General features: G+C 68.0%; 19 protein-coding genes. 7 read left to right on the forward strand and 12 right to left on the reverse strand.

What is annotated here, in order from left to right; genetic code table 11:
- Nucleotides 1-246: 246 nt before the first annotated feature.
- Both PZC42_RS05625 and PZC42_RS05630 read left to right on the forward strand, forming a co-directional pair.
- Nucleotides 247-939 (forward strand): hypothetical protein, encoded by a 693-nt coding sequence (locus PZC42_RS05625; protein WP_277209170.1) that lies wholly within the window; start codon nucleotides 247-249, stop codon nucleotides 937-939.
- Nucleotides 940-948: 9 nt separating this feature from the next.
- On the forward strand, nucleotides 949-1,458 hold the full coding sequence (locus tag PZC42_RS05630; RefSeq protein ID WP_277209171.1) for a hypothetical protein: 510 nt from the start codon (nucleotides 949-951) through the stop codon (nucleotides 1,456-1,458).
- Between the two features lie 17 nt (nucleotides 1,459-1,475).
- On the opposite strand, the gene PZC42_RS05635 is transcribed toward PZC42_RS05630, so the two are convergent.
- The 4 genes from PZC42_RS05635 to PZC42_RS05650 all read right to left on the reverse strand — a co-directional run bounded on the left by PZC42_RS05635 (nucleotide 1,476) and on the right by PZC42_RS05650 (nucleotide 5,278).
- The gene (locus PZC42_RS05635) at nucleotides 1,476-2,201 is read right to left on the reverse strand and encodes a hypothetical protein (protein ID WP_277209172.1); all 726 of its coding nucleotides are present in this window, start codon (nucleotides 2,199-2,201) and stop codon (nucleotides 1,476-1,478) included.
- A gap of 288 nt (nucleotides 2,202-2,489) precedes the next feature.
- Complete coding sequence (locus tag PZC42_RS05640; protein WP_277209173.1) at nucleotides 2,490-3,449, reverse strand: RelA/SpoT-related domain-containing protein; 960 nt, start codon at nucleotides 3,447-3,449, stop codon at nucleotides 2,490-2,492.
- Between the two features lie 2 nt (nucleotides 3,450-3,451).
- A complete protein-coding gene (locus PZC42_RS05645) occupies nucleotides 3,452-4,447 on the reverse strand; it encodes a DUF262 domain-containing protein (RefSeq protein WP_277209174.1) in 996 nt (331 codons plus the stop codon).
- 639 nt (nucleotides 4,448-5,086) lie between these two features.
- On the reverse strand, nucleotides 5,087-5,278 hold the full coding sequence (locus tag PZC42_RS05650) for a hypothetical protein (RefSeq protein WP_277209175.1): 192 nt from the start codon (nucleotides 5,276-5,278) through the stop codon (nucleotides 5,087-5,089).
- 853 nt (nucleotides 5,279-6,131) lie between these two features.
- Here PZC42_RS05650 and PZC42_RS05655 point away from each other — a divergent pair.
- The 4 genes from PZC42_RS05655 to PZC42_RS05670 all read left to right on the forward strand — a co-directional run bounded on the left by PZC42_RS05655 (nucleotide 6,132) and on the right by PZC42_RS05670 (nucleotide 9,937).
- Nucleotides 6,132-7,079 (forward strand): NaeI family type II restriction endonuclease, encoded by a 948-nt coding sequence (locus PZC42_RS05655; protein ID WP_277209176.1) that lies wholly within the window; start codon nucleotides 6,132-6,134, stop codon nucleotides 7,077-7,079.
- A 70-nt stretch (nucleotides 7,080-7,149) separates the two neighbouring features.
- Nucleotides 7,150-8,457 carry a DNA cytosine methyltransferase gene (locus PZC42_RS05660; RefSeq protein WP_277209177.1) on the forward strand — a complete coding sequence of 436 codons (1,308 nt, stop codon included), beginning with the start codon at nucleotides 7,150-7,152 and terminating at the stop codon, nucleotides 8,455-8,457.
- Between the two features lie 49 nt (nucleotides 8,458-8,506).
- Nucleotides 8,507-9,451: a hypothetical protein gene (locus tag PZC42_RS05665; RefSeq protein ID WP_277209178.1), complete on the forward strand. Its 945-nt coding sequence runs from the start codon at nucleotides 8,507-8,509 to the stop codon at nucleotides 9,449-9,451.
- A 54-nt stretch (nucleotides 9,452-9,505) separates the two neighbouring features.
- Nucleotides 9,506-9,937, forward strand: a complete 432-nt coding sequence (locus tag PZC42_RS05670) for a very short patch repair endonuclease (RefSeq protein WP_277209179.1) — start codon at nucleotides 9,506-9,508, stop codon at nucleotides 9,935-9,937.
- A gap of 3 nt (nucleotides 9,938-9,940) precedes the next feature.
- Here PZC42_RS05670 and PZC42_RS05675 read toward each other — a convergent pair whose 3' ends face one another.
- Nucleotides 9,941-10,843: a hypothetical protein gene (locus tag PZC42_RS05675; protein WP_277209180.1), complete on the reverse strand. Its 903-nt coding sequence runs from the start codon at nucleotides 10,841-10,843 to the stop codon at nucleotides 9,941-9,943.
- Nucleotides 10,844-11,046: 203 nt separating this feature from the next.
- Between PZC42_RS05675 and PZC42_RS05680 the strand changes: the two genes are divergently transcribed.
- Nucleotides 11,047-11,742: a hypothetical protein gene (locus tag PZC42_RS05680; RefSeq protein ID WP_277209181.1), complete on the forward strand. Its 696-nt coding sequence runs from the start codon at nucleotides 11,047-11,049 to the stop codon at nucleotides 11,740-11,742.
- Nucleotides 11,743-11,851: 109 nt separating this feature from the next.
- Here PZC42_RS05680 and PZC42_RS05685 read toward each other — a convergent pair whose 3' ends face one another.
- From PZC42_RS05685 to PZC42_RS05715, 7 genes are all read right to left on the reverse strand, one after another.
- Nucleotides 11,852-12,019, reverse strand: a complete 168-nt coding sequence (locus tag PZC42_RS05685; protein ID WP_277209182.1) for a hypothetical protein — start codon at nucleotides 12,017-12,019, stop codon at nucleotides 11,852-11,854.
- Nucleotides 12,020-12,069: 50 nt separating this feature from the next.
- Nucleotides 12,070-13,368 carry a hypothetical protein gene (locus PZC42_RS05690; protein WP_277209183.1) on the reverse strand — a complete coding sequence of 433 codons (1,299 nt, stop codon included), beginning with the start codon at nucleotides 13,366-13,368 and terminating at the stop codon, nucleotides 12,070-12,072.
- Between the two features lie 33 nt (nucleotides 13,369-13,401).
- On the reverse strand, nucleotides 13,402-14,073 hold the full coding sequence (locus PZC42_RS05695) for a hypothetical protein (RefSeq protein ID WP_277209184.1): 672 nt from the start codon (nucleotides 14,071-14,073) through the stop codon (nucleotides 13,402-13,404).
- Nucleotides 14,074-14,097: 24 nt separating this feature from the next.
- Nucleotides 14,098-17,034, reverse strand: coding sequence for a hypothetical protein (locus tag PZC42_RS05700; protein WP_277209185.1), 2,937 nt, complete (start codon nucleotides 17,032-17,034; stop codon nucleotides 14,098-14,100).
- Nucleotides 17,031-17,657 (reverse strand): hypothetical protein, encoded by a 627-nt coding sequence (locus PZC42_RS05705; RefSeq protein WP_277209186.1) that lies wholly within the window; start codon nucleotides 17,655-17,657, stop codon nucleotides 17,031-17,033. Before PZC42_RS05705 ends, PZC42_RS05700 begins: the two co-directional genes overlap by 4 nt.
- A gap of 13 nt (nucleotides 17,658-17,670) precedes the next feature.
- Nucleotides 17,671-17,961: a hypothetical protein gene (locus PZC42_RS05710; protein WP_277209187.1), complete on the reverse strand. Its 291-nt coding sequence runs from the start codon at nucleotides 17,959-17,961 to the stop codon at nucleotides 17,671-17,673.
- 106 nt (nucleotides 17,962-18,067) lie between these two features.
- Nucleotides 18,068-18,454, reverse strand: coding sequence for a hypothetical protein (locus tag PZC42_RS05715; protein ID WP_277209188.1), 387 nt, complete (start codon nucleotides 18,452-18,454; stop codon nucleotides 18,068-18,070).
- Between the last annotated feature and the right edge of the window lies 1 nt (nucleotide 18,455).

Below are 18,455 nucleotides of genomic sequence, written 5' to 3' on the forward strand. Positions count from 1 at the left end.
ACGGGGCTACTGAGGGACACCTTCGCGGCAGACGGCAAGTCCGGCCTGATCCCGGCTGAGTGGTGGATGGCGTGGCGGTCGTATGAGCTGTCGGAGGGGCGGTGCGGATCTCTTCGTAACGTTCCTCGACCTGGCAGGGCCTCCCGCATTCACCAGGCAGAACGCCGCGTGCTGGCCTACCCTCATCGCTGGAATGTCTGCCCCGAGGAGCGGCCGCGGCCGTCGACAGCAAGAGAGGTACCACCGATGAGCGTCTGGAAGACCTTGGCGGCTGTGGCCACATCGATCGCCGTGCTGGCTCCAGTGCTGACCATCGCGCCAGCCGCTCAGGCGGCCGGACCGGCCGTGGTGGGGCGCTCGGACGACCGAGAGCCCGGCCAGGGGGCCGAGTCGTTCAGCATGCTGGGAGACCTCGACGCGCAGGTCGGAGACGTGCTCACACCCGGGCAGATGCGGCGCAATGGCGTGGACCCGACGACGATGCGAGCGCTCAAGAATGACCGGGTCGCAGCGGAGTCGCCTGACGAGCCCGACGGGCAGTCGGGTTCGATGCTTCTGCGCGCCACCAACGCGCCCGTGCTGTATAGCTGGCGTGACAACAAGGGCAAGACGGTGAACCTGCGCCGGAACATCAACACGAAGATCGTCGACAAGCACAACCTGACGTGGCGCGTCCCGCGCGCTGTGACCCAGCACCCGAACAAGCGCTGGTTCGTCAGCGGGAAGAAGTACAGCTACCAGACGAGGGTTCTGAACGTGCGCTGCACGGGACGTCTGTGGTGGCGCAAGTGCAAGGTCGTCGGATCGACGCAGGTCTTGACGAGCGTGGACTTCCGGACCAACACCTCCGACGGACGCGCATTCGGGGTGACCACGGCATACTGTCTTGGCTACGCTGGCCGTTGCCCCAGCTACGTGAAGAACGCGGTCAATGTCTAGGAGACAGCGGTGAGCACCGACATCACCCCAGCCGGCCGCTTCCTGTGCGAGCTGTCGCAGGTGGAACGCGCGCAGCCGCGTGCAACCGTCTCGCGAATCGCATTCGGCGACGCCTACGCGGCGGTAACGATCGACGGTCAGGACATCGTGGTGCCGTTCTCCTGCGACCGGACCGCGATCGTCGAGCGCTCCCAGGCACAAGGCATTGCGCTGCACCCGCCGGCTGTCGGCGAAGCAGACGGCCCGATCCCGGCCGAGATCGACGAGCACACGAAGTGGGTCGAGCTCCTCGACGACCTCGGCTCATACTCGGGCCACCTGAACCACGCCGATCCAGATCTGACGCTCGAGGCGATCGGCCGACGAGTAGACGGCGTCGCTGTCGTCGAGGCGAGCAACGGGCGCACCTCCTTGCACTTCACGATCAACCTCCGCGACGGTGAATTACCCGTGGCCGTCCCCGTGGACATCGCAGCCGACTTTGGCATGCCTGGCACCCCGAGGAAGGTGACGGGCTGAGCCGTGCGACCGCAGCCTCACCCCGACGGCGTTGCGGACGAAGCCAGCTCGTCGCCGAGGCATGAACGGACGGCACGCAGGTAGGTGGAGACCGTCTCACGGCTGATCCCGTATTCGGCCGCCAGCGCGCCCGTACGCTCCCCGGCGCCTGTACGAGCGACGAGCGCGACCGCCTGCTCCGGCGTCAGGGCTGTGCGGCGACCCTTGTACACACCGCGGGCTTTCGCCGCGGCGAAGCCCCCGGCCTGCCGCTCACGCAGTAAGAGGTCGCCTGCAGCTTGCTCAGCGAATCGCGGGCTGCTGGCGGCCATGAGCCTGGCGCCCAGATCGCCGTCGCGGTCTTGCTTGCGAAGGTACGCCAGCTGCACCTGGGCGACTGTGGCGACGAGGTCTGGGCGCCGTTCATCGATCATCGTGAAGACGTCATCCGGAAAGCAGGCCTCGTGGGGCAGCCGGTCCGAGCTTCTCTTTCGAGTCTGAGGAACCCGCTGTCGTGGGTCATCAGGATGTCCACCTGGCACCGCAGCTGCGTGGACGTGGTGATCACCGATGTCCGCGATCGGCATGTCGGGGCGAGGTTCGTAGTCCTCGATCTTCTCGGTCATCGACCCCTCGATCTTCTCGCGGAGTCGGGCGATCGCGCCGCCTGGAAGATGTGGGTACGCATCGCGCACCCTGGCGATCGCCTCAGCAGCGATGTCCTCGGTCCAGCACGTGGGGAAGATGCCGGCCTCAGATTCCACCTGGAGGATGAACAGTCAGTCCCGCAGCCTCCTCGGGAACAGGACGAGAACTGCTCCACCGTCCGCGCGGGCAACGCCCCCAGGTCATGGCGAGCCTGAGCAACACCGCGATCAGCATCCTGCGCCAACCGGCACGGTGTGGTGGTCGCGTTCGGGCCGACGGTGCCCCTGCGGCGGCAGGAGATCCGCGAGACGATCTCGGGCCGCAGACGGAAGTGTCATCAGAACATGAGGTTAGCGAGGTCCACTGGTTGCGGACGTGCGTCGGGGCGTGAGCTTTTCGGCGAGTCAGACCGGTACCCGCTGGGCAGAGGGGAGCGCGCCGAGGGCCGGGTAGGCCCCGAGGAGCTCGTCGGTGATGAGCACCCGCTGCTGCGTGGTGGCGAGGTTCGGGAAGATCGTGGTCCCTCCGATGAGGTGGCAGGCGATCAGGATCACCTGGATGGGAGTCAGATTCGGTGCGGCGACGAAGGTAGCCAGGTCACCCGCGGAGAATCGCTCGGTAATCGCGTCCGCGTCCACTGCGGCGGCAGCGGCGATCGCGGTGGCGGTGGATGCGAAGCGAACTTCGTCGGCGGGCCGTCTCCGGCGCGGCCAGTGCTGCAACCAGCCACGCACGCTCTCCCCGGGATCGTCGTCCAGAGGCATGGTGGTCTTCTGCAGCCGGGCCGCGGCTTCGAAATCGGCAAGGACACCGTCGACGAGTTCAAGGGACGCCCGCGCTTGTCCTGATGCGCGCTTCGCGGCCCAGGAGCGACCAGCGGGACTTGAGCCTTTATAGATGTCGTCGTGGGTGGCTCGCCACCACGCATACTGTGCGCCAGTGTGAATCTGGATCTCGAAGGGTCGGTCGAGAACGGCCGGGTGGGGCACTGCGCGGGGGCTGACCTTGCCGCGCAGTGTGGCAATGATGTGCATGTCGTCGTAGACGAAGGAGGATGCTTCCATCGGCCGGGCGGGGCGGATCTGGGCGGTGAAGGACTTGAGAACGGCTTCCGATGCCGACTTGACGTGCTTCTGGGTGGGAACGACGAGCATGGCGGCATACAGGTCATTCATATCCCGCAGGCATGCGCGGCCAGTTTCCAGTTTCGACAATGCGCTCTCGGCAGATTTGATCCGGTCGTCGAACAACCAGGCGTTGTCAGCGGCGAGGATCCTCAGCCGGGTACTTGCGTGGTTGCGGAGCGGCTCGACGAGGGCCAGTTCTTCTTCGTAAGCGCGGGTAACGCTGTCAGGGATACGCATGGTCAGATGTCACTCGTGAGCACCCTCTGCAGGATGTCAGTGCGGGTTTTGCGTGAGGTGTCCTTGTTGGTTCCCTGCCGTACTGCGTCGCTGTATTGGCGCTCTTCGTCTTTATCGGGTTCGGCGACGTGCTCGCCGAACGCCCGCAGTCGCCTCACGGCGTCACGCGGGTCTGGCAGTTCGTCCCGCTGCATGAGTTCTTGCGTTGCAGCCCACAGGGAGTAGAAATCACCGAGGTTGGTCCAGCGACTGCCGGACAGGCCCAGCCCGCTGACCCATTCGAGAATGCGGGTGTAGATGGCTTCCACGGTCTCGTCGCCGGGGATCTCCTCGTCGTACTCCGCGTAGTACCCGTCCAGCACCGCAGGGCTGCCATCGAGAATCCCGTGCATTGTGAGCAGGTAGATCTCGGAGATGTACTCCACGTCAAGCATCCGTGACACACGCGCCCGACTGGCGACGCCGATCGTGCCCCAGAAGGGGTGCTCGGCGAGCACTGACATCTTGCTGATGAACGCGCCCTCGTACTGCGCCTTGCGCAGTTCCTGGTTGTTGAGTTTGGCCGTGTTGCGGTTGAGGCGCTCGAACGCCGACTTGATCTCGTCCGGCGTGGTGCGGGAGATGTTCTCGACACTCAGGACGTAGTCGGCGAGCTCCTCCTGTAATTCCGGGGACAGATCGGAGTAGTACGGGTTGGAGTACCCTTCCGCGGTGAAGTAGTTACCGAGATGGAACTCGTCCTGAGTGAAGGAGATAAGGGTTTCCAGCCGCTGTTTGCCGTCGATCACGTGGTATACGGTTGGGACGCCGGGCCGCGTCTCGACCTGCAGGTAGATCGCCGGGGACGGGTAGTCGCGCAGAATGGTGTCGATATAGAACCTTCGATATGCGTCGTTCCAGACAGAGCGTCTCTGGTACGGCGGGTCCAGGTCGAGCTGTCCTGACGCGTGCGTCTCCAGGAACCATTGAACGGTCTGGGTATTGGGCCTGCGCTGCACGGCATGCTCCGTTCGGCTCTCTCCTGAGCGGCTAGTCCGCTCCACGGGTAGCTCGACAGTACCGTCCCGGGGGTTCCGCCAGGCCTACGACGTTCCGGCCCCGGCTCGGCGACGACGGGGGCGCGGAGCTGCGTGGTGGCCCTAAGAGACCGGCGTAGCGGGAGGTCCTAGCCTCGATCTCTCATCGGACCGCTGAGCATACTGGTGACGGCGTCGGTGCCGTTGCTCGGGCGTAATTCTGGCGGCGGGGTGTGACCGATCGCGGCAGGCCACCTGCCAGGGCTCCGGCAAAGTCAGTTGAGCAGGGCGCGTAGCGGTGTGATCGGTGCCGAGGAGCGCGGGCGTGCCCTTGACCTGGACCTGGGAAGATGGAGGTTCTCACGCCGATCCGTCTGCCAGGCTGGAGTACGCCCGCTTGTTCTCATCATCCCAGGTTCCGTCCGGTGCGACGACGGCCACGCGCCGTCGTGCTCAGCTCCTTGATCTGCTTGAGCATCTTGCGGTCCCGCGCGACCGTCGCGGGATTCGTGACCGCGCCGCCGGGCTCGTCGCGGTGGCGGTCGCCGCGAAGTGCGCGGGTTCACTGCGACCGGGCAATGGGTCGCGGGTGTAGATCCATCGGTCCTGGCCGAGCTCTGCCTAGTCCGGCGACCGGATGAGTCGACGTTCCGTCGGTTGTTCGCCGCGCTGGACGCCGACCTTCTCGACCGTCTGCTGGGCGTCTGGGCGGCGACCCGCACCGGTGTGGTCGACGGGCGCCAGGTGATCGCGATCGACGGCAAGACCGTCCGCGGTGCCCGCGAGCCCGGTGAACACCGGCGCCGGGGGCATGGTCGCGTCCTCGGCCAGCAGCACACTAAGGACAAGGGCAGGGGGGTTGCCGCCGCCCGGGACTTGCTGGACTTCCAGCACGCCACCGCCGCCCATATCTCCGCGGCCCAGGTGCGGACTGTGCGTGAGGGAGGCAACCAGCCCACCCTCTTCGGCCTGTTGAAACGGTTGCGTGGGACCACGTGCCCGCCCCAACCCGTACGGAGCGTTCCTGCGGACGCAGGGGCATACGCACCATCAAGTTCGTGGGCGTCCAGGACTGGATCGAGCTCACCGATGCTGTCCAGGTCGCCCAGCTGCGCCGCACCGTTACCAGCAAGAGCAGCAAGACCGTCGAGGTCGTCTGCCTGGCCACCGGCGCCGACGCCCGCACCGCTCGCCCCGAGGTCCTGGCGGCGTGGGTGCAGTCGCACTGGCACCTCGAGAACCGCCCGCGCCGGGTGCGCGACGTGACCCTCGCCGAGGACGCCTCACGCATCCGTACCGGCACCGCCCCGCGCGTCACGGCCACACTTCGCAGCATCGTCATCGGGCTGCTGCGACATCGCCGGATGGACATACATCGCCGCCGGGCTACGACATCACGCCTGCCACGATCGAGCCTCGGTCGGCCTCCTACTCACAGCACGACCAACGACCCTGCCGAAGCCTTGGATGCTGTCCCCGTTTCAGGTAGGCGTGGGGGTCGAGAAGTGTCGCGACGTAGTACGCGAGCCGGGAGCAGAACGCGATCTCGAGGTCGCGCAGTCCGTCGGACAGGATGAGGCGCAGTTCGCGGTCGAACTGGCACGCCCCACCTGCCTCCGGCGCGTCTGGGAGGAGTTGACTCGGTACCTCGGTAGCCTTCCGTCGCGTGACGCTCCACCTTCCCGTTGACCTTCCCGTCGATCCCGCCCGCGACAGCGTCGTTCGCGAGATGGAGCGACTGGACCCTGGGGGCATCATCACGGGCCAAGTCCTGCGAGACACCTTCGACCAGCTTTACGACGGTGCGCGGACCCGGCGCTACCGCTGGGACCAGCTGTTCAAGACAGAGAAGACTCACTTCGGGACGCTGGTGGAGATCAACCTCCAGCGCGAGTTCGAGTACCCCGACGGCGCGAAGCTCGACTACTGCATCGTCGGCCACGAGGTCGACGCGAAGTACAGCCAGACCGCCGGAGGCTGGATGCTCCCGCCCGAGGCCATCGGTGAGCTGTGCATGGTTGTCACCGCCAGCGACAAGAAGTCGCAGTTCTCAGTCGGCGTGGTCCGCGCCTCGGAGGGCCTGCTCAACGGCGGGCGGAACCGGGACGCGAAGCGCACGCTCTCGCTCGCAGGCAGGTTGACGATCGTCTGGCTGCAGAAGGACGCCGACCTGCCGCCGAACACGCTACTGCACATGCCTGAGGACGATGTCGCCGCGGTCTTCGCAGCCGGGGCGGGCACCTCGCGGGTCTCAGAGCTCTTCCGCCGCTCCGCCGGCCAGGTCGTCGGGCGGGCAGCCGTGTCGACTGTTGCTGCGCAGCTCGACGTCACCCGTCGCGTCCGGGGCGGCCAGAGCGGCTCGCGCGACCCGCTGGCGTCCGAAGGCATCGTGGTCCTCGGGGGCGCGTACGACTGGCAGCGGGAGGCTGCGCGAGAGCTCGGCTTACCGGTCCCGCGCCGGACCGAGTACGTCGCCGGGCACGTGGCCCCCGCGCGTCCGGACTGGGTCGGCCGTGTCGCGCTCGGCCCGTCGGGACTGGCGCTGCGGGCTACAGCGAGGGAGGCTCGAGAGCCGTTCGACCCCCTCTGGTACGGGAGCCGCGCGAGCCGCTGAATCTGCTGACTCGCCGACTCTCGGCGTGCGTCCCAGGGGAGTCGGCTGGTCCTGTCAGAATAGGCGCATCATGGATGGGACGACACGCGCCACTGAGCTGACAGCCGTCGAGATCTGCGCTGGTGCTGGCGGCCAGAGCCTAGGCCTCCACCTCGCCGGGTTCCGGCACACACTTGCGGTGGAACTGGACCGCGACGCGGCCGAGACCCTCAAGCGCAACCTGTCGCGACTCGCGTCCGACGAAGGGCACCGGGAGCCGGTCGTCGCTGTCGGTGACGTCGCGGACGAGTCGGTGTGGGACCCCGCCGACCACGCGGGCGTCTCGCTGCTCGCAGGCGGCGTGCCGTGCCCGCCGTTCTCGATCGCCGGCAAGCAACTGGGCTCGTCCGACGAGCGCGACCTGTTCGCCTGGGCCGTCGAGGCGTCGGGGCGAATGCAGCCGGACGCCGTGCTCCTGGAGAACGTCCGCGGGCTGTCGATGCCGCGCTTCGCCGGGTATCGCCAGGCTGTGCTCGACCGGTTTGCCGAGCTCGGGTACCGGGCCGACTGGCGGCTGCTGGAGGCCAAGGACTTCGGAGTCCCGCAGCTGCGGCCCCGCTTCATCCTTGTTGCGCTGCGCGAAGAGTTCGCCCCGTACTTCTCCTGGCCCGAACCGACCCCGGCTGTGCAGACGGTGGGCGCTGCGCTGTATGACCTGATGGCGGCGAATGGCTGGGCGGGCGCGGAGGCCTGGGCGAAGAAGGCCGACCGCGTGGCCCCGACCATCGTCGGCGGTTCGAAGAAGCACGGCGGGCCCGACCTCGGCCCGACACGGGCGAAGCGCGAATGGCGCTCATTGGGCGTCGACGGGCTCGGGATCGCGGACGCAGCACCCGGTCCCGACACGCCGACCGACTTCGTCCCCAAGTTGACGAATGAGATGGTCGCGCGGATCCAGGGCTGGTCAGGTCCTGGGTACGAGTGGGACTTCGCCGAGCGCAAGGGCCGCAAGACGGCGACCTATCGCCAGATCGGCAATGCGTTCCCCCCGCCCGTGGCGCGCGCCGTCGGGATCGCCATCGCTTCGGCACTGCGCAAGGAGGGAAGCTCGACCGGCGACCACGGCGCTGGCAGCCACGACGAGGTGTACCGGGCGCTGCGCGAGCGCGGAGACTTCGTCTCGCTCGCGGTGCTGCGCAAGGCGCTCGGCGGAACCCTGGCCGACAGCGAGATCGAGCGCAGGATCGACTTCATCCGCCACGACTTCGAGGTCGAGGTGCGCTTGCGCGGCGGCACGCCCACATACAGGCTGGGAGAGTGGCGCGCCTTCCGGGGGCAGGAAGACCACGCCCGCCACGAGGCGTTCGCGGTCGACCGGCTGCGCTCGAAGATCAGCTAAGCCGGCTGGCCTCCGGCACCGGGCGAGCGACAAGTGGGAGAGTCCGGCCGTGGCGAAGAAGTTCAAACTCCCGGTCGGCTGGTACCGCTCGACCATCATCGACCTGGTCGACAACTCACTCCCTCCGCTGCTCGGCAAGCTGACAGGCGACAATGCGTGGGCCTACGTGTACGCGATCACCATGTGGGCGGAGAGCGTCGGAGGGAAGGACTACCTCCACATCGTCGAGTCCGACAAACTCAAGGCGCAGGCCGGGCGTGACCTCGCTGACCGCGCGGCGGGCTATCTCGCCGCGCACCTTGTCCCCGGCCGCAAATGCGACCCATTCAAAGTGGTCGACCAGATCGGCAAGGCGTACCTCGCCGAGCGGTCGACGCAGGGCTTCGCGCCCCCGCAGAAGAAGCGCGACCCGAACGTCACCGGCGCGGCATTTGAGACCTCACTCCAGGTGATCATCGGCAAACTTTGCGGAGTCACCCCGTCGCGTACGCCGGAGCTGCACACGTTGCAGGGCTTCGAGCTAGCCCCACAGGGGTATCACTCCCGGCCCGACCTCGTGCTCTTCGGACCCCGCGACTTCCGTCTTCTCATCTCGACGAAGTGGACGCTGCGCAAGGAGAGGATCGGCACGTATCTGCACGAGTCGTACTTCTACCGGCGACGCCGGCCCGATCTCCAGATCGCGTTCGGGATCAACGAGTTCCAGCCGAACATCCTGCGCCACCTCAGCACCGATCCGCTCGTCGACCGCGTGTACCACGTGAACAAGCGGATGCTGCTCGACCTCTACGCGCCGTTCTCCGGCGTCTCTGCCGGGACAGACATTCCTCAGTCGGCGCTTACCGGGAATCACCGCCACGCAACGGAGTACCGGCGGTGGCTCCACATGCAGGACCACCTGTTCGACCTCACCGACCTGTTCGCCGACATCACCGTCCTGATGAACACGCCCGCTCAGGTGCTCGACCCGGACGCGGACTCGACGGACGATTGAGGCATGACCGGGCGGCCGGAGTCGAGCGTGCGCACAAGACGCGCGGAGTCTGCCGTGACCTCGTATGCGTCGACGCCCGGCGTGCGCAGCAGGATGCAATTGCAGCGCACCCGTGACACCGCACCCGAGTTGGCCGTTCGCCGCGTCCTGCACTCGCTTGGCCTGCGGTACCGCGTCGACCGTGCCCCGCTGCCGGGACTGCGGCGCAGGGCCGACATCGTGTTCGGCCCCGCGAGGGTTGCAGTCTTCATCGACGGGTGCTTCTGGCACGGCTGCCCCGAGCACGGCCGACGGGAGACGCGGGCGAACCCTGGCTACTGGTCGGGCAAGATCGCACGGAACCGCGAGCGGGACGCGGACACCGACTTGCAGCTCGCCGAAGCCGGCTGGGCCGTCGTGCGTGTCTGGGAGCACGAGCCTCCGGCCGAGGTTGCGGAGCTCGTGGCGACGACGGTCGCGGCGAAGCGGGGCGAGATGCGCGGGTAGCGCTCACGCTGCACCGTCTTCGGGTTCGGGGCTCCATCTGAGCAAGGCCGGATGACAGTCGGCCCACTGCTCGAGCGGTGCGTCGTCGAGCTCTAGGTAGCTGATGACGTGTTTGGCGGCCCTGTACACGCTGCCGCTTGCCGCTGCCAGCTGCCACCGGACCACGCCGGGCTCCGCGGTGAATCTGTGGTAGCGCCGATCATCTAGCTCTGTCACCTGTGTCTGGGCGCCGAGTTGGTACAGGGACGGGTGCGTGAACGTCGAGAGCATGTCGTAGAGGCCGCGCGCGCCCATTTGGGCCTGGCCGAAGTCGTTGACGGCCTTGCGCAGGCCAGAGTATGGCTCCCCGCCGATCGCCCAGTTGTTGAGCTCGTCGGCCTTGAACATCTCGGCATCGGGGAACACCTGCCGGGCCTGGCCGAGCACGGCCGTGCGCATCCCCTTCAGGGTCTTCGCGCGCTCACGATTGCCGAGATGCGTTTCAGCCGTCTTGGCCATGTGCAGGCTGACGACCCGCTCCATGTAGAACCGGGCGACGCGGCCCAGCGGCGTCGCGTCGGGACTCAGCAGCCAGGACGTGCGGCCGCAGTACTCCTCGAGGGACCTCGTCAGTGACCAGCCTGCGATGACGATCTCTGGGCCGAGCAGACGGGCGAGAGCGCGGAGATGCTGCACGGCAGCGGTCACATAGACGACGGCGTCCTGAGCGATCGCCCGAGTCAGCTCCTGAGGAGCCTCGACCCCGGGCGGGAACAACCCAGCCTCGTGGGCGCACCGGCTCGTCGCGGGTGTCGCGTCCCCGCAGTGGGCCGCCACCGCGTCCCATGCCGACGCGAGCTCGAGCATGCCCTCGGCCAGGTCCTCGTAGGAAATGCTCCTCTCGTCACTCTCTCGCCCGTCCTTCATGCTGACCATCGTGGCACCGAGCCCGGGCGGGCCTGCCTGCCGCCAGTGCCCGACACCTTCTGGTCGGAACGGGTCCCTGACCGCTGGGTTCGAGCGGACGGCTTCCTACCGCCCCGTGTAGTAGTCGTCCCGGTCGTACAACCGCATCCGCTCCTCGTCGTACCGGGAGCGTCCAGACGGGTCGCGCCACTACGCTCCGGTTCGTGAACCTCGATTGGCCGAACCTCGTCGCGGGCCTCGTGCTGGGTGTCTGTGGAACACTGCCGTTCTGGTACGCCGAGCGCCGAACTCGTCGCCGGGGAGTCGAGGCCGAGTGGACCGCTGCGGCGCGACGCATTGAACTTCTGCTGCATGACCGCCCGACTGCACGCGAACTGGAGTCGGTGACTAGTGAGTACCCACTTGACGACTGGCGCCGGACCCTGGGGCCAGCGGACTTTGAGCTGCTCGACGGCCTGCAGAACACGCTGTGGACGATCGAGGTCTTGGCAGCGAAGCACCAGAAGGCTGCTCAGTACTACTACAAGGCTCGTGGTGTCACCCCGACGTTCATCGACGTCCAAGCCTGGGCGTTCAAGATGAGCTACGACGCGGCGAAGAGCGCCGTGGCGGACCCTGAGGTTCCCACCGCGCTCAAGGAGGAGATTGACCAACTTCAGCGGGATCCTGAGTACCGCGAGGCGGAGGGTCGCCTGCTCGATACGAATCTCCGGCTCGACGTCCTGTTGGTCGCGTTCATCAACAGAGCCAGGGAGCTCCGTCGAAACCAGTTTGCGGACGTGACGCGGCGGGAGCGACGCGCCGACACACGCCGACATCCAATCCGTACGATCTGGAGGAGCCTTTGTGGTGTCGGCAGAAAATTGCGCGACCGGCGGTCGACCCGGCAGAGGGCCTGATCGGCGGGTCGACCCCGACATTGAGAAGGGGGAGCACTGATCCCCACACCGCGCTCGGCGGCTGCCAGTTCCGGGCACTCCGCAGCGGCGCGAAGCTGACCGCAGCCTGCTAGCGGATCTTCCGCTGGGACTTGGCCACGGTGGCTTCGCGAACCTTCCGGAGGTTGCTCTCGTAGGCAGTGCGATCACTGCCGCGGACCACGCTGGGCTTCGCCTCGACGGTGGTGACGCGGCCATAGGTCGAGTACCTGCGCTTGCCCTGGGTCTCGCCAGTCATCATCGCAACCTCCCGTCTGTAGTGGCCACCATAGCGTGACACCCTGACGTTCACCTCCGCCTGAGCCAGCGGAGGAGCAACCCGAAACACACAGCAACTGCAGCAGCGGTGGAGGTGGCGAGTCCCGTCCACCAGAACATCGTGAACCACGGATCCCGCAGCCCCCATGAAAGCGATGTGGCACTGAGCGCAAGAAGAGCTGCACAGGCCCCGATCACGACCCGGATCGGGCCTAGCAATGTGGAAGCGAGGGCGTGCTCGCGAACACCGAGGAAGATCGTCAGCAGCGCCGCCGGAAGTGCGAGGAGCAGGGTGCTCGGGTCGCCAGACGTCCGCAGGACGTCTTGGGCGCCCGGCAGTGTGAGCCCCAGCACGAAGAATGCCGACGTCACGACGGCCGTCATCGCTGCTACGCGGCTCGTTCCGCGGGACGTGGTCGTCAGAGCCGCGTACGCGGTGAAGGCATCTTTCGACTGGGTGCCAAACCGGCGGTCCGGATAGGAACCATGCACATGTGGCACCGGGCCATGGGGGCGCTCGATCCGCCCACCGGACGCGTGCCCCGCCGCTGGTAGCTCTAGTTGGGCGCACTCGATCTCGGCCGGCAGGTGGAGCTCGAGGTGGTACGACTCTGCGTCGCCGATCCCGTTGACCGGAATCTTGAGCTCTGCGGGATCGACTCCGAGGCTCCCGCGGATCACGGAGAGCCATTCGAGGTCTTCGACCGTCGAGTACGTGGAGAACTTCACCACCTGTCGGTGCCCTTGGAACTCCTCCGGCACGAGCGCGAACAGGAAGTACCCCGTGGCGAGGTCGTCGATCAGCGTCCAAGTCACGAGGCCGACGCGGTCTCGGGCCCCATCGTCCAGGACGGGGCGGCCGTCGAACTGCCCTGTGCAGTAGAGGTCGTTCGCGAGATCAGCTCCACTGGCCTCACTCATGACGATGCCGAGCAGAGCATCCAGCAGAGCTTCGTCGACGACCACATCGTCGATCTCCTGGAGCAGGAAGACTACGACCTGGAGTGCGAGCACCGCACTGTCGGTGAGCCCCAGGACGCTGAGCGCGCGCCCGTCTGCGTCAGTGATGTCGAAGTCGCGAAGCGGACCTTTGTCGAAGTGGGCGAGAGGTATCACCGTCGTCCCTGGCGTGCCGTCCCACCCGATCCGGCCGTCGACCGGCACGGTGAGGTCGATTGACATCCTGCGTCGGCCACGATCGCCAGAGTCGAGCCGCAGGCTATCGACGCGGCGGTGCTTCCACCCTTCAGGCGTGATGATCAGCCACGCAAGACCAGCGGGGCGTTGGCCGTCTGTGTCGCGGACGCGGTCCGCTAGCGAGTCGGCCATCATCGGATCGACCACCGCCCGGGCCAACGAGCCTCAGCGCCCCGTGTAGTAGTCGTCGCGGCCGTACATCCGCATGCGCTCCTCGTCGCGGACCTCCTCGTACCGGGAACGAGGCCGCAGCTTCTCGTTGATCTCCGACCAGACGTTGCGGTCGTTCTCGTCCATCCACTCCGTGCCCGGCGCGCCGGCGTTCGGGTTGGTGGCCGACAGCAGCCAGCGCCGGTCGAGCTCGTCGAGCGTCGCCGTCTCGCCGGGGGCGACCTCGATGGGTGTGGCACGCAGCGCCTGGCGCTCCGGTTCGGGCAAGAACTTGGAGTCTAGGAGCATCTTGTGCAGCCGGAAGACGAGTCGGTACTCGGAGCCGTCGGGCTGCTGCTCGAAGGGCAGACCGCCCAGGCCCGCGTCCTCGTGACGATAGAGCGCGCCGTTGTACCAGTCCGTGTTGTGGCCCACCGCGTCGTCGGGGACCGGGACCGACAGCCAGAACCGACGCACCTGCTCGGCCGAGCGCGGCCGAGGCGGGAAGCGCAGCGAGCCTTCGGCGTTGTACCGGTCGATCGGGTCCTCGAGTGCTGCCATGCCGCCGTCGGCCTCCTGTACGGGCAGGGTCCCGAACCGGCCGTCACGCTGCCGCGGCTGTGTCGCGGATGCGTCCAGTCCGCCGCGCTCTGCGCGGGGGGCTGGGTGCTGGCGGGGCTGCTCCATCGTGTGCATACGTCCTCCCGGAGACTAGATGAAGCGGGCGCGGTCGGCATCCGCGGCCTCGGCGGCGCGCCGGTTGGCGTCCTTGGTGACCTCGGCGCTCTTCTCCGTGGCGTCGTCGCGCTCCTTGATGACCGTCTCGCGAGCCTTGTCGATCGGCATTCCTCTCGTGCGCGCCAGGCGCTGCGCCGGGTTCTCGATGTGCTCCCGGTCTGCCTGCGCGATCCGCTCGCGGGCAGCCTGGGCGTGCGCGGGGTCAGACGTGATGCGCTCCTGACGGGCCCGCACCCGCTTGGCCAGTGCCTGATCGGCCGTGTACTGCCGCTTCTCGCGGCGAGCCGTGGGGATCTGCCGGGCAGAGCGGCTGGCCTTGGCCGCCGCCATCCCGCCAAGGATCGGCGCGGCGACCACGGGTGCAGCCACGAGCGCAGCGCCCGCCGCACCGACCTTCGCCGTGCGGCGCAGGCCAGCGATCGCGGCGGCCTTCGGGTCCTCGGCGATGGACGCCCGCGTGTTCGACCAGACCTGGCCGGCCTTGCCCCTGGCCAAGCCGGCCGTGCGCGCCGCCTGGTCGCGCAGGCGCACGCGCCCGCCCTCGGTACGTGCGCCAGACCAGCCACCCGACTGGGCGAGCTGGTCCCGCTCGGCCCGGCGAGCGACCTTGGCGTCGGCGCGGGCGGCCTTCATCTCCTGAGCGGCCTCGGCCCGGTCGGCGACCCGCTGGGTCGGGGTGCGCGTCGCAGCGATCTCGCTGGCGCGGCGAGTCTCCTCGCGGCTCATCGCCCCGTGAGCCTGCAGGCGTGCGGCGTGCGAACCCCGGCGCCCCGCAGCCGCGGCCAGGCCGCCGGCGGCCGCACCAGCCGCACCGCCGCGCGCAGTGGCACCTGCCTGAGAATCGACCAGGCTGGATCGGCCTGCGCCGGCCGCGCGGGCCGTCTGCCCGCCACGGCCTGCACCAGCACCCTGCCCACCGCCGCGCACTCGCTGGGTCGCGCCGCGCGCCGCGTTCCCGGCAGCCTGCTTGCCCCGCTGACCCCAGGCGTCGACCTTGGAGGCGGCGACGCCGCCGACCGCACCGGCCGCAGCACCGAACGCCAGGGCCGAGTTCAGCTTGAACGGGCTCGGGCCGCCGGCCGCCTTGATCACCATGTTGATGACGAGCAGCGCAATGAGCGGGCCCGCACCGGTCCACAGCACACCCATCAGGGTGCCACCGCCGAAGATCGACGTCCCTGCCCCGACGATCACGCGAGTGAGCACGGCCAGCACGGCGAACAGCAGCGCACCGACGGCGACGAACACGGTCACACCCAGGAAGTTGCGTGCGTACTTGGCCACGATCATGTCGTCGGCCTTGCCTGCCCACAGCGAGGCGACCAGGGCGAAGATCAGCAGCAGCATCATCACGATCTGGACGACCTTGCCGATGATGATCGCCACCGCGAGCAACGCGAACGAGCCCAGGATCGCCAGACCGGAGAACACGTATGCCAGCGAGGCGAGCTGCCCGGCGGTCGTCTCGTGCCCCTGCAAGTTCATCAGGAACGAGCGCGCCTCGTCGTTGTCCTCGCCCTCGGTCGCCTCGCGGATCTGCTCGGAGTTCTCGAACTCGAGCGCGGACTTGTTCGCCGACCAGCTCGCGTCCTTGTCCCCCACCCCGAACCAGTCCTTGCAGACCTGCTCGGTGATCTTGCCGCCCTTGGAGCCGGCGTCGCTGCCACCGCCCACGTTCTTGAACTCGTCGGCGACCTTCCATCCGTTCTCGGTGGCGCGGCAGGCCGCCCAGCCGATCAGTGAGTTGTCGGTGGGGATGGTCCCGCGCGGGTTGAAGGCGACCGAGTCGCCGTCGGCAGGCGCCTTGACGTCGCTGTGCGTGATGCCCGCTGCCTCGACCGCCTCGTTCCAGATCTTCGCGCGGTCGGAAGGGCTGACACCCGCACGCATGTCCAGCTGGTGGCACGAGACGAACTTCGTCCCGGCGTCCGAGGCGATGCCGTACTGCGACTGCGCCCAAGCGGCCTTGCCGGAGTCGACCCACATCTGCGACATGATGCGCGGCACCGCGCTGGCTGCCGCGAGCCGGTCGTTCTGCGGGTTGGCGGACCTCGCCGAGAGCACCGACTCGTAGGTCTCGCAGTTGACCGTCCGACCGGAGGTGGAGTCATCGACGCTGGGGATCGCCAGCGCGGCCGCAGGCCCCGACAAGACCTTCGAGACCACCGAGTTCGCCTTCGAGACGAACCAGCCCGGCGAGAACATGCCAGGCCGGTAGGGATCGCCGTCGCCGCCGGTGGAGGCCATCGACCCGGCGACCATGGTCACCAGCACACCGGCGATGATCAGGACGGTCAGAACTTTCTTCCACGGCCGCTTGCCGGAGCGCGCGGCCCGCACGAACAGCATGATGAAGCTGAGGGTGATGATGATCGCCGCCAGAGTTCCGCCGCTGTTGCCCTTGCCGATGCCGAGCACCGCCTTGCCGATCGAGGCGAACGCCTCGTCGACCTGGGCGCCGGCAGAGTCGAGGATGCAGAACCTGCTCGCGGAGTTGGCCAGGTCGGTGCTGGTCGTCCAGAAGAACGTGCCGACCGTGACGGTGCCCGACTGGGCGAAGCGCTGGACCTTGTTGTCGGGGTCGTCGATCGCCTTGGCCCCGAGCCGGTTGTGGAACCCGGTGGTGGCGTCCGACCAGCGGTTCACCGGCAGGTAGGCGATCTGGAAGCGGCTGGCACCGACACCACAGGTCGGCTCGGAGGTGAATCCCGAGCTGCCGTCGTAGGGGCGCATAGGCACAGACGCCGTGACGGCGGTCGCCGGGTGACCGGCAACCGCGTGGCTGGCCGTCGGCTGAACGCTGGTCGACGCCGCGGCCGACTGGGCCAGGCCGAGCACGGCGGCCACGGTGAGCAGCAGACCGACCAGGGCGGCCTGCCACACACCGGTTCGCTTCCGTGTTGCGCTCACGCGTCCTCCAGGGCGGTGTCGATGCCGGACGCAGCGGGTTCGAGGCTGAACAGCGTCGAAGGGTCCGACTCGGCAGTGGTGTCGGGCGCGACCGCCAGGCGCCGCGCGGTGTACGCGACGCGACGCGCACGGGGCCTGGCTGCTACGGGACGGTTGAACGCGGCGATGTCGATCTCACCCCGTGACGTGCGGCCCGCCAGACCGAGCACGACGTCGGAGTCGGCTTCGGTGTTCGAGGCCTTCACGGGCAGGCTGTTGCGCACGACGAACCCGGTCTCGCACCCGATGGGGTCGATGGGGTGACCGCACAGCGTGATGTCGGCGTCGCGGTAGCGCATGCGGTCACGCAACGTCTTGAGGTTGCGCTGACGCAGGCCGCCAGATCGTCCGAGCAGGAGCCAGATGCCCAACCCCCAGACGATGATGATCACGACCAGGGCGACGACGATGCCACCCACCGCACCGGCCAGCCCACCGAGCATCAAAGCGGGCAGCGCGGCGACGCTGCCCGCCTTGACGAACGGCAGGCTCATCTCCACCGTTCCGACCACGACGGGGCGGTCGGCATCGGCCTGCGCACCGGTCAACGCGGTGAGCATGGTCAGCTCGGGGTAGGTGGTCATCGTCGTCGCCGGCTCAGGCGAATCCGCCGAAGAGCCCGATGATGAAGTTCAGCACGAAGCTGAGCAGGCGCAGCAGGAGCGGGATGATGAAGTTCGGCAGGGCGAGCAGCGCCGCCAGGGCGAGCAGCCAGCCGAGCTGCTTGGGGTTGGCGCGGTTGTTGCGCTTGCCGTTGATGAAGCTGATGACCGCCCACACGGCGAGTGCGGTGGCGAGCACAGCCAGGATGGACTGCAACGTGGGGACCGCGCCGGTCAGCGCGGACCAGAGGGTGTTCCACCCCTCGTCGAGCTTGAGCTTGTTCATCGTGGAGCCTCTCGGTCGTGCCGGCGGTTACCGGTCTGCTGGTGCCTCACCCGGGTCCATGCACGCGAAGCGAGCTGGACCGATGCGAGGACGTCTGTGCTGCGCGTCACGCCGCGCCCATGAGGTCGAGCACGCGACCAACCTCCTGGTCCTGGTCGAGCCGGCGCCGATCAGCGACCGGCAGGTCCCACGCCTGTGTCGAGGCGGCGCGCACGACCGGATCGGGGTCGCGAGAGGCGATCACGCCGATGCCCGAGACGGTGGAGGAGGTGGCCACCGTCAGACGGCTGCGAAGCGGCGCGCCCGGTGCAACAGCGGCCACCAGGTCCTCGTGGTCGGCGCCTGGGTCAGCGAGCAGGTCGGTCGTCGCAGCCACCTCGGCGTCGGGCTGCGCGCTGAAGACGTCCAGGCCCCCGGCGGCCTCGTCCACCGCCTTGACTGCGAACCTGCCGTCTGCTGCTCGCGGGTGCAGGGACTCGTCGTGCGTGCTCATG

Source organism: Isoptericola croceus (assembly GCF_029382255.1).
In the GTDB taxonomy this organism is placed as follows: Bacteria; Actinomycetota; Actinomycetes; order Actinomycetales; family Cellulomonadaceae; genus Isoptericola; species Isoptericola croceus.

What these genes read in the sequence shown, in the direction of transcription:
- PZC42_RS05640 (WP_277209173.1), bottom strand. Translation starts at nt 3,449, where the DNA reads ATGCGTATCCCTGACAGCGTTACCCGCGCTTACGAAGAAGAACTGGCC.
- PZC42_RS05690 (WP_277209183.1), bottom strand. Translation starts at nt 13,368, where the DNA reads ATGGCCGACTCGCTAGCGGACCGCGTCCGCGACACAGACGGCCAACGC.
- PZC42_RS05695 (WP_277209184.1), bottom strand. Translation starts at nt 14,073, where the DNA reads ATGGAGCAGCCCCGCCAGCACCCAGCCCCCCGCGCAGAGCGCGGCGGA.
- PZC42_RS05710 (WP_277209187.1), bottom strand. Translation starts at nt 17,961, where the DNA reads ATGAACAAGCTCAAGCTCGACGAGGGGTGGAACACCCTCTGGTCCGCG.
- PZC42_RS05685 (WP_277209182.1), bottom strand. Translation starts at nt 12,019, where the DNA reads ATGACTGGCGAGACCCAGGGCAAGCGCAGGTACTCGACCTATGGCCGC.
- PZC42_RS05625 (WP_277209170.1), top strand. Translation starts at nt 247, where the DNA reads ATGAGCGTCTGGAAGACCTTGGCGGCTGTGGCCACATCGATCGCCGTG.
- PZC42_RS05650 (WP_277209175.1), bottom strand. Translation starts at nt 5,278, where the DNA reads ATGCCCCCGGCGCCGGTGTTCACCGGGCTCGCGGGCACCGCGGACGGT.
- PZC42_RS05675 (WP_277209180.1), bottom strand. Translation starts at nt 10,843, where the DNA reads ATGAAGGACGGGCGAGAGAGTGACGAGAGGAGCATTTCCTACGAGGAC.
- PZC42_RS05705 (WP_277209186.1), bottom strand. Translation starts at nt 17,657, where the DNA reads ATGACCACCTACCCCGAGCTGACCATGCTCACCGCGTTGACCGGTGCG.
- PZC42_RS05715 (WP_277209188.1), bottom strand. Translation starts at nt 18,454, where the DNA reads ATGAGCACGCACGACGAGTCCCTGCACCCGCGAGCAGCAGACGGCAGG.
- PZC42_RS05660 (WP_277209177.1), top strand. Translation starts at nt 7,150, where the DNA reads ATGGATGGGACGACACGCGCCACTGAGCTGACAGCCGTCGAGATCTGC.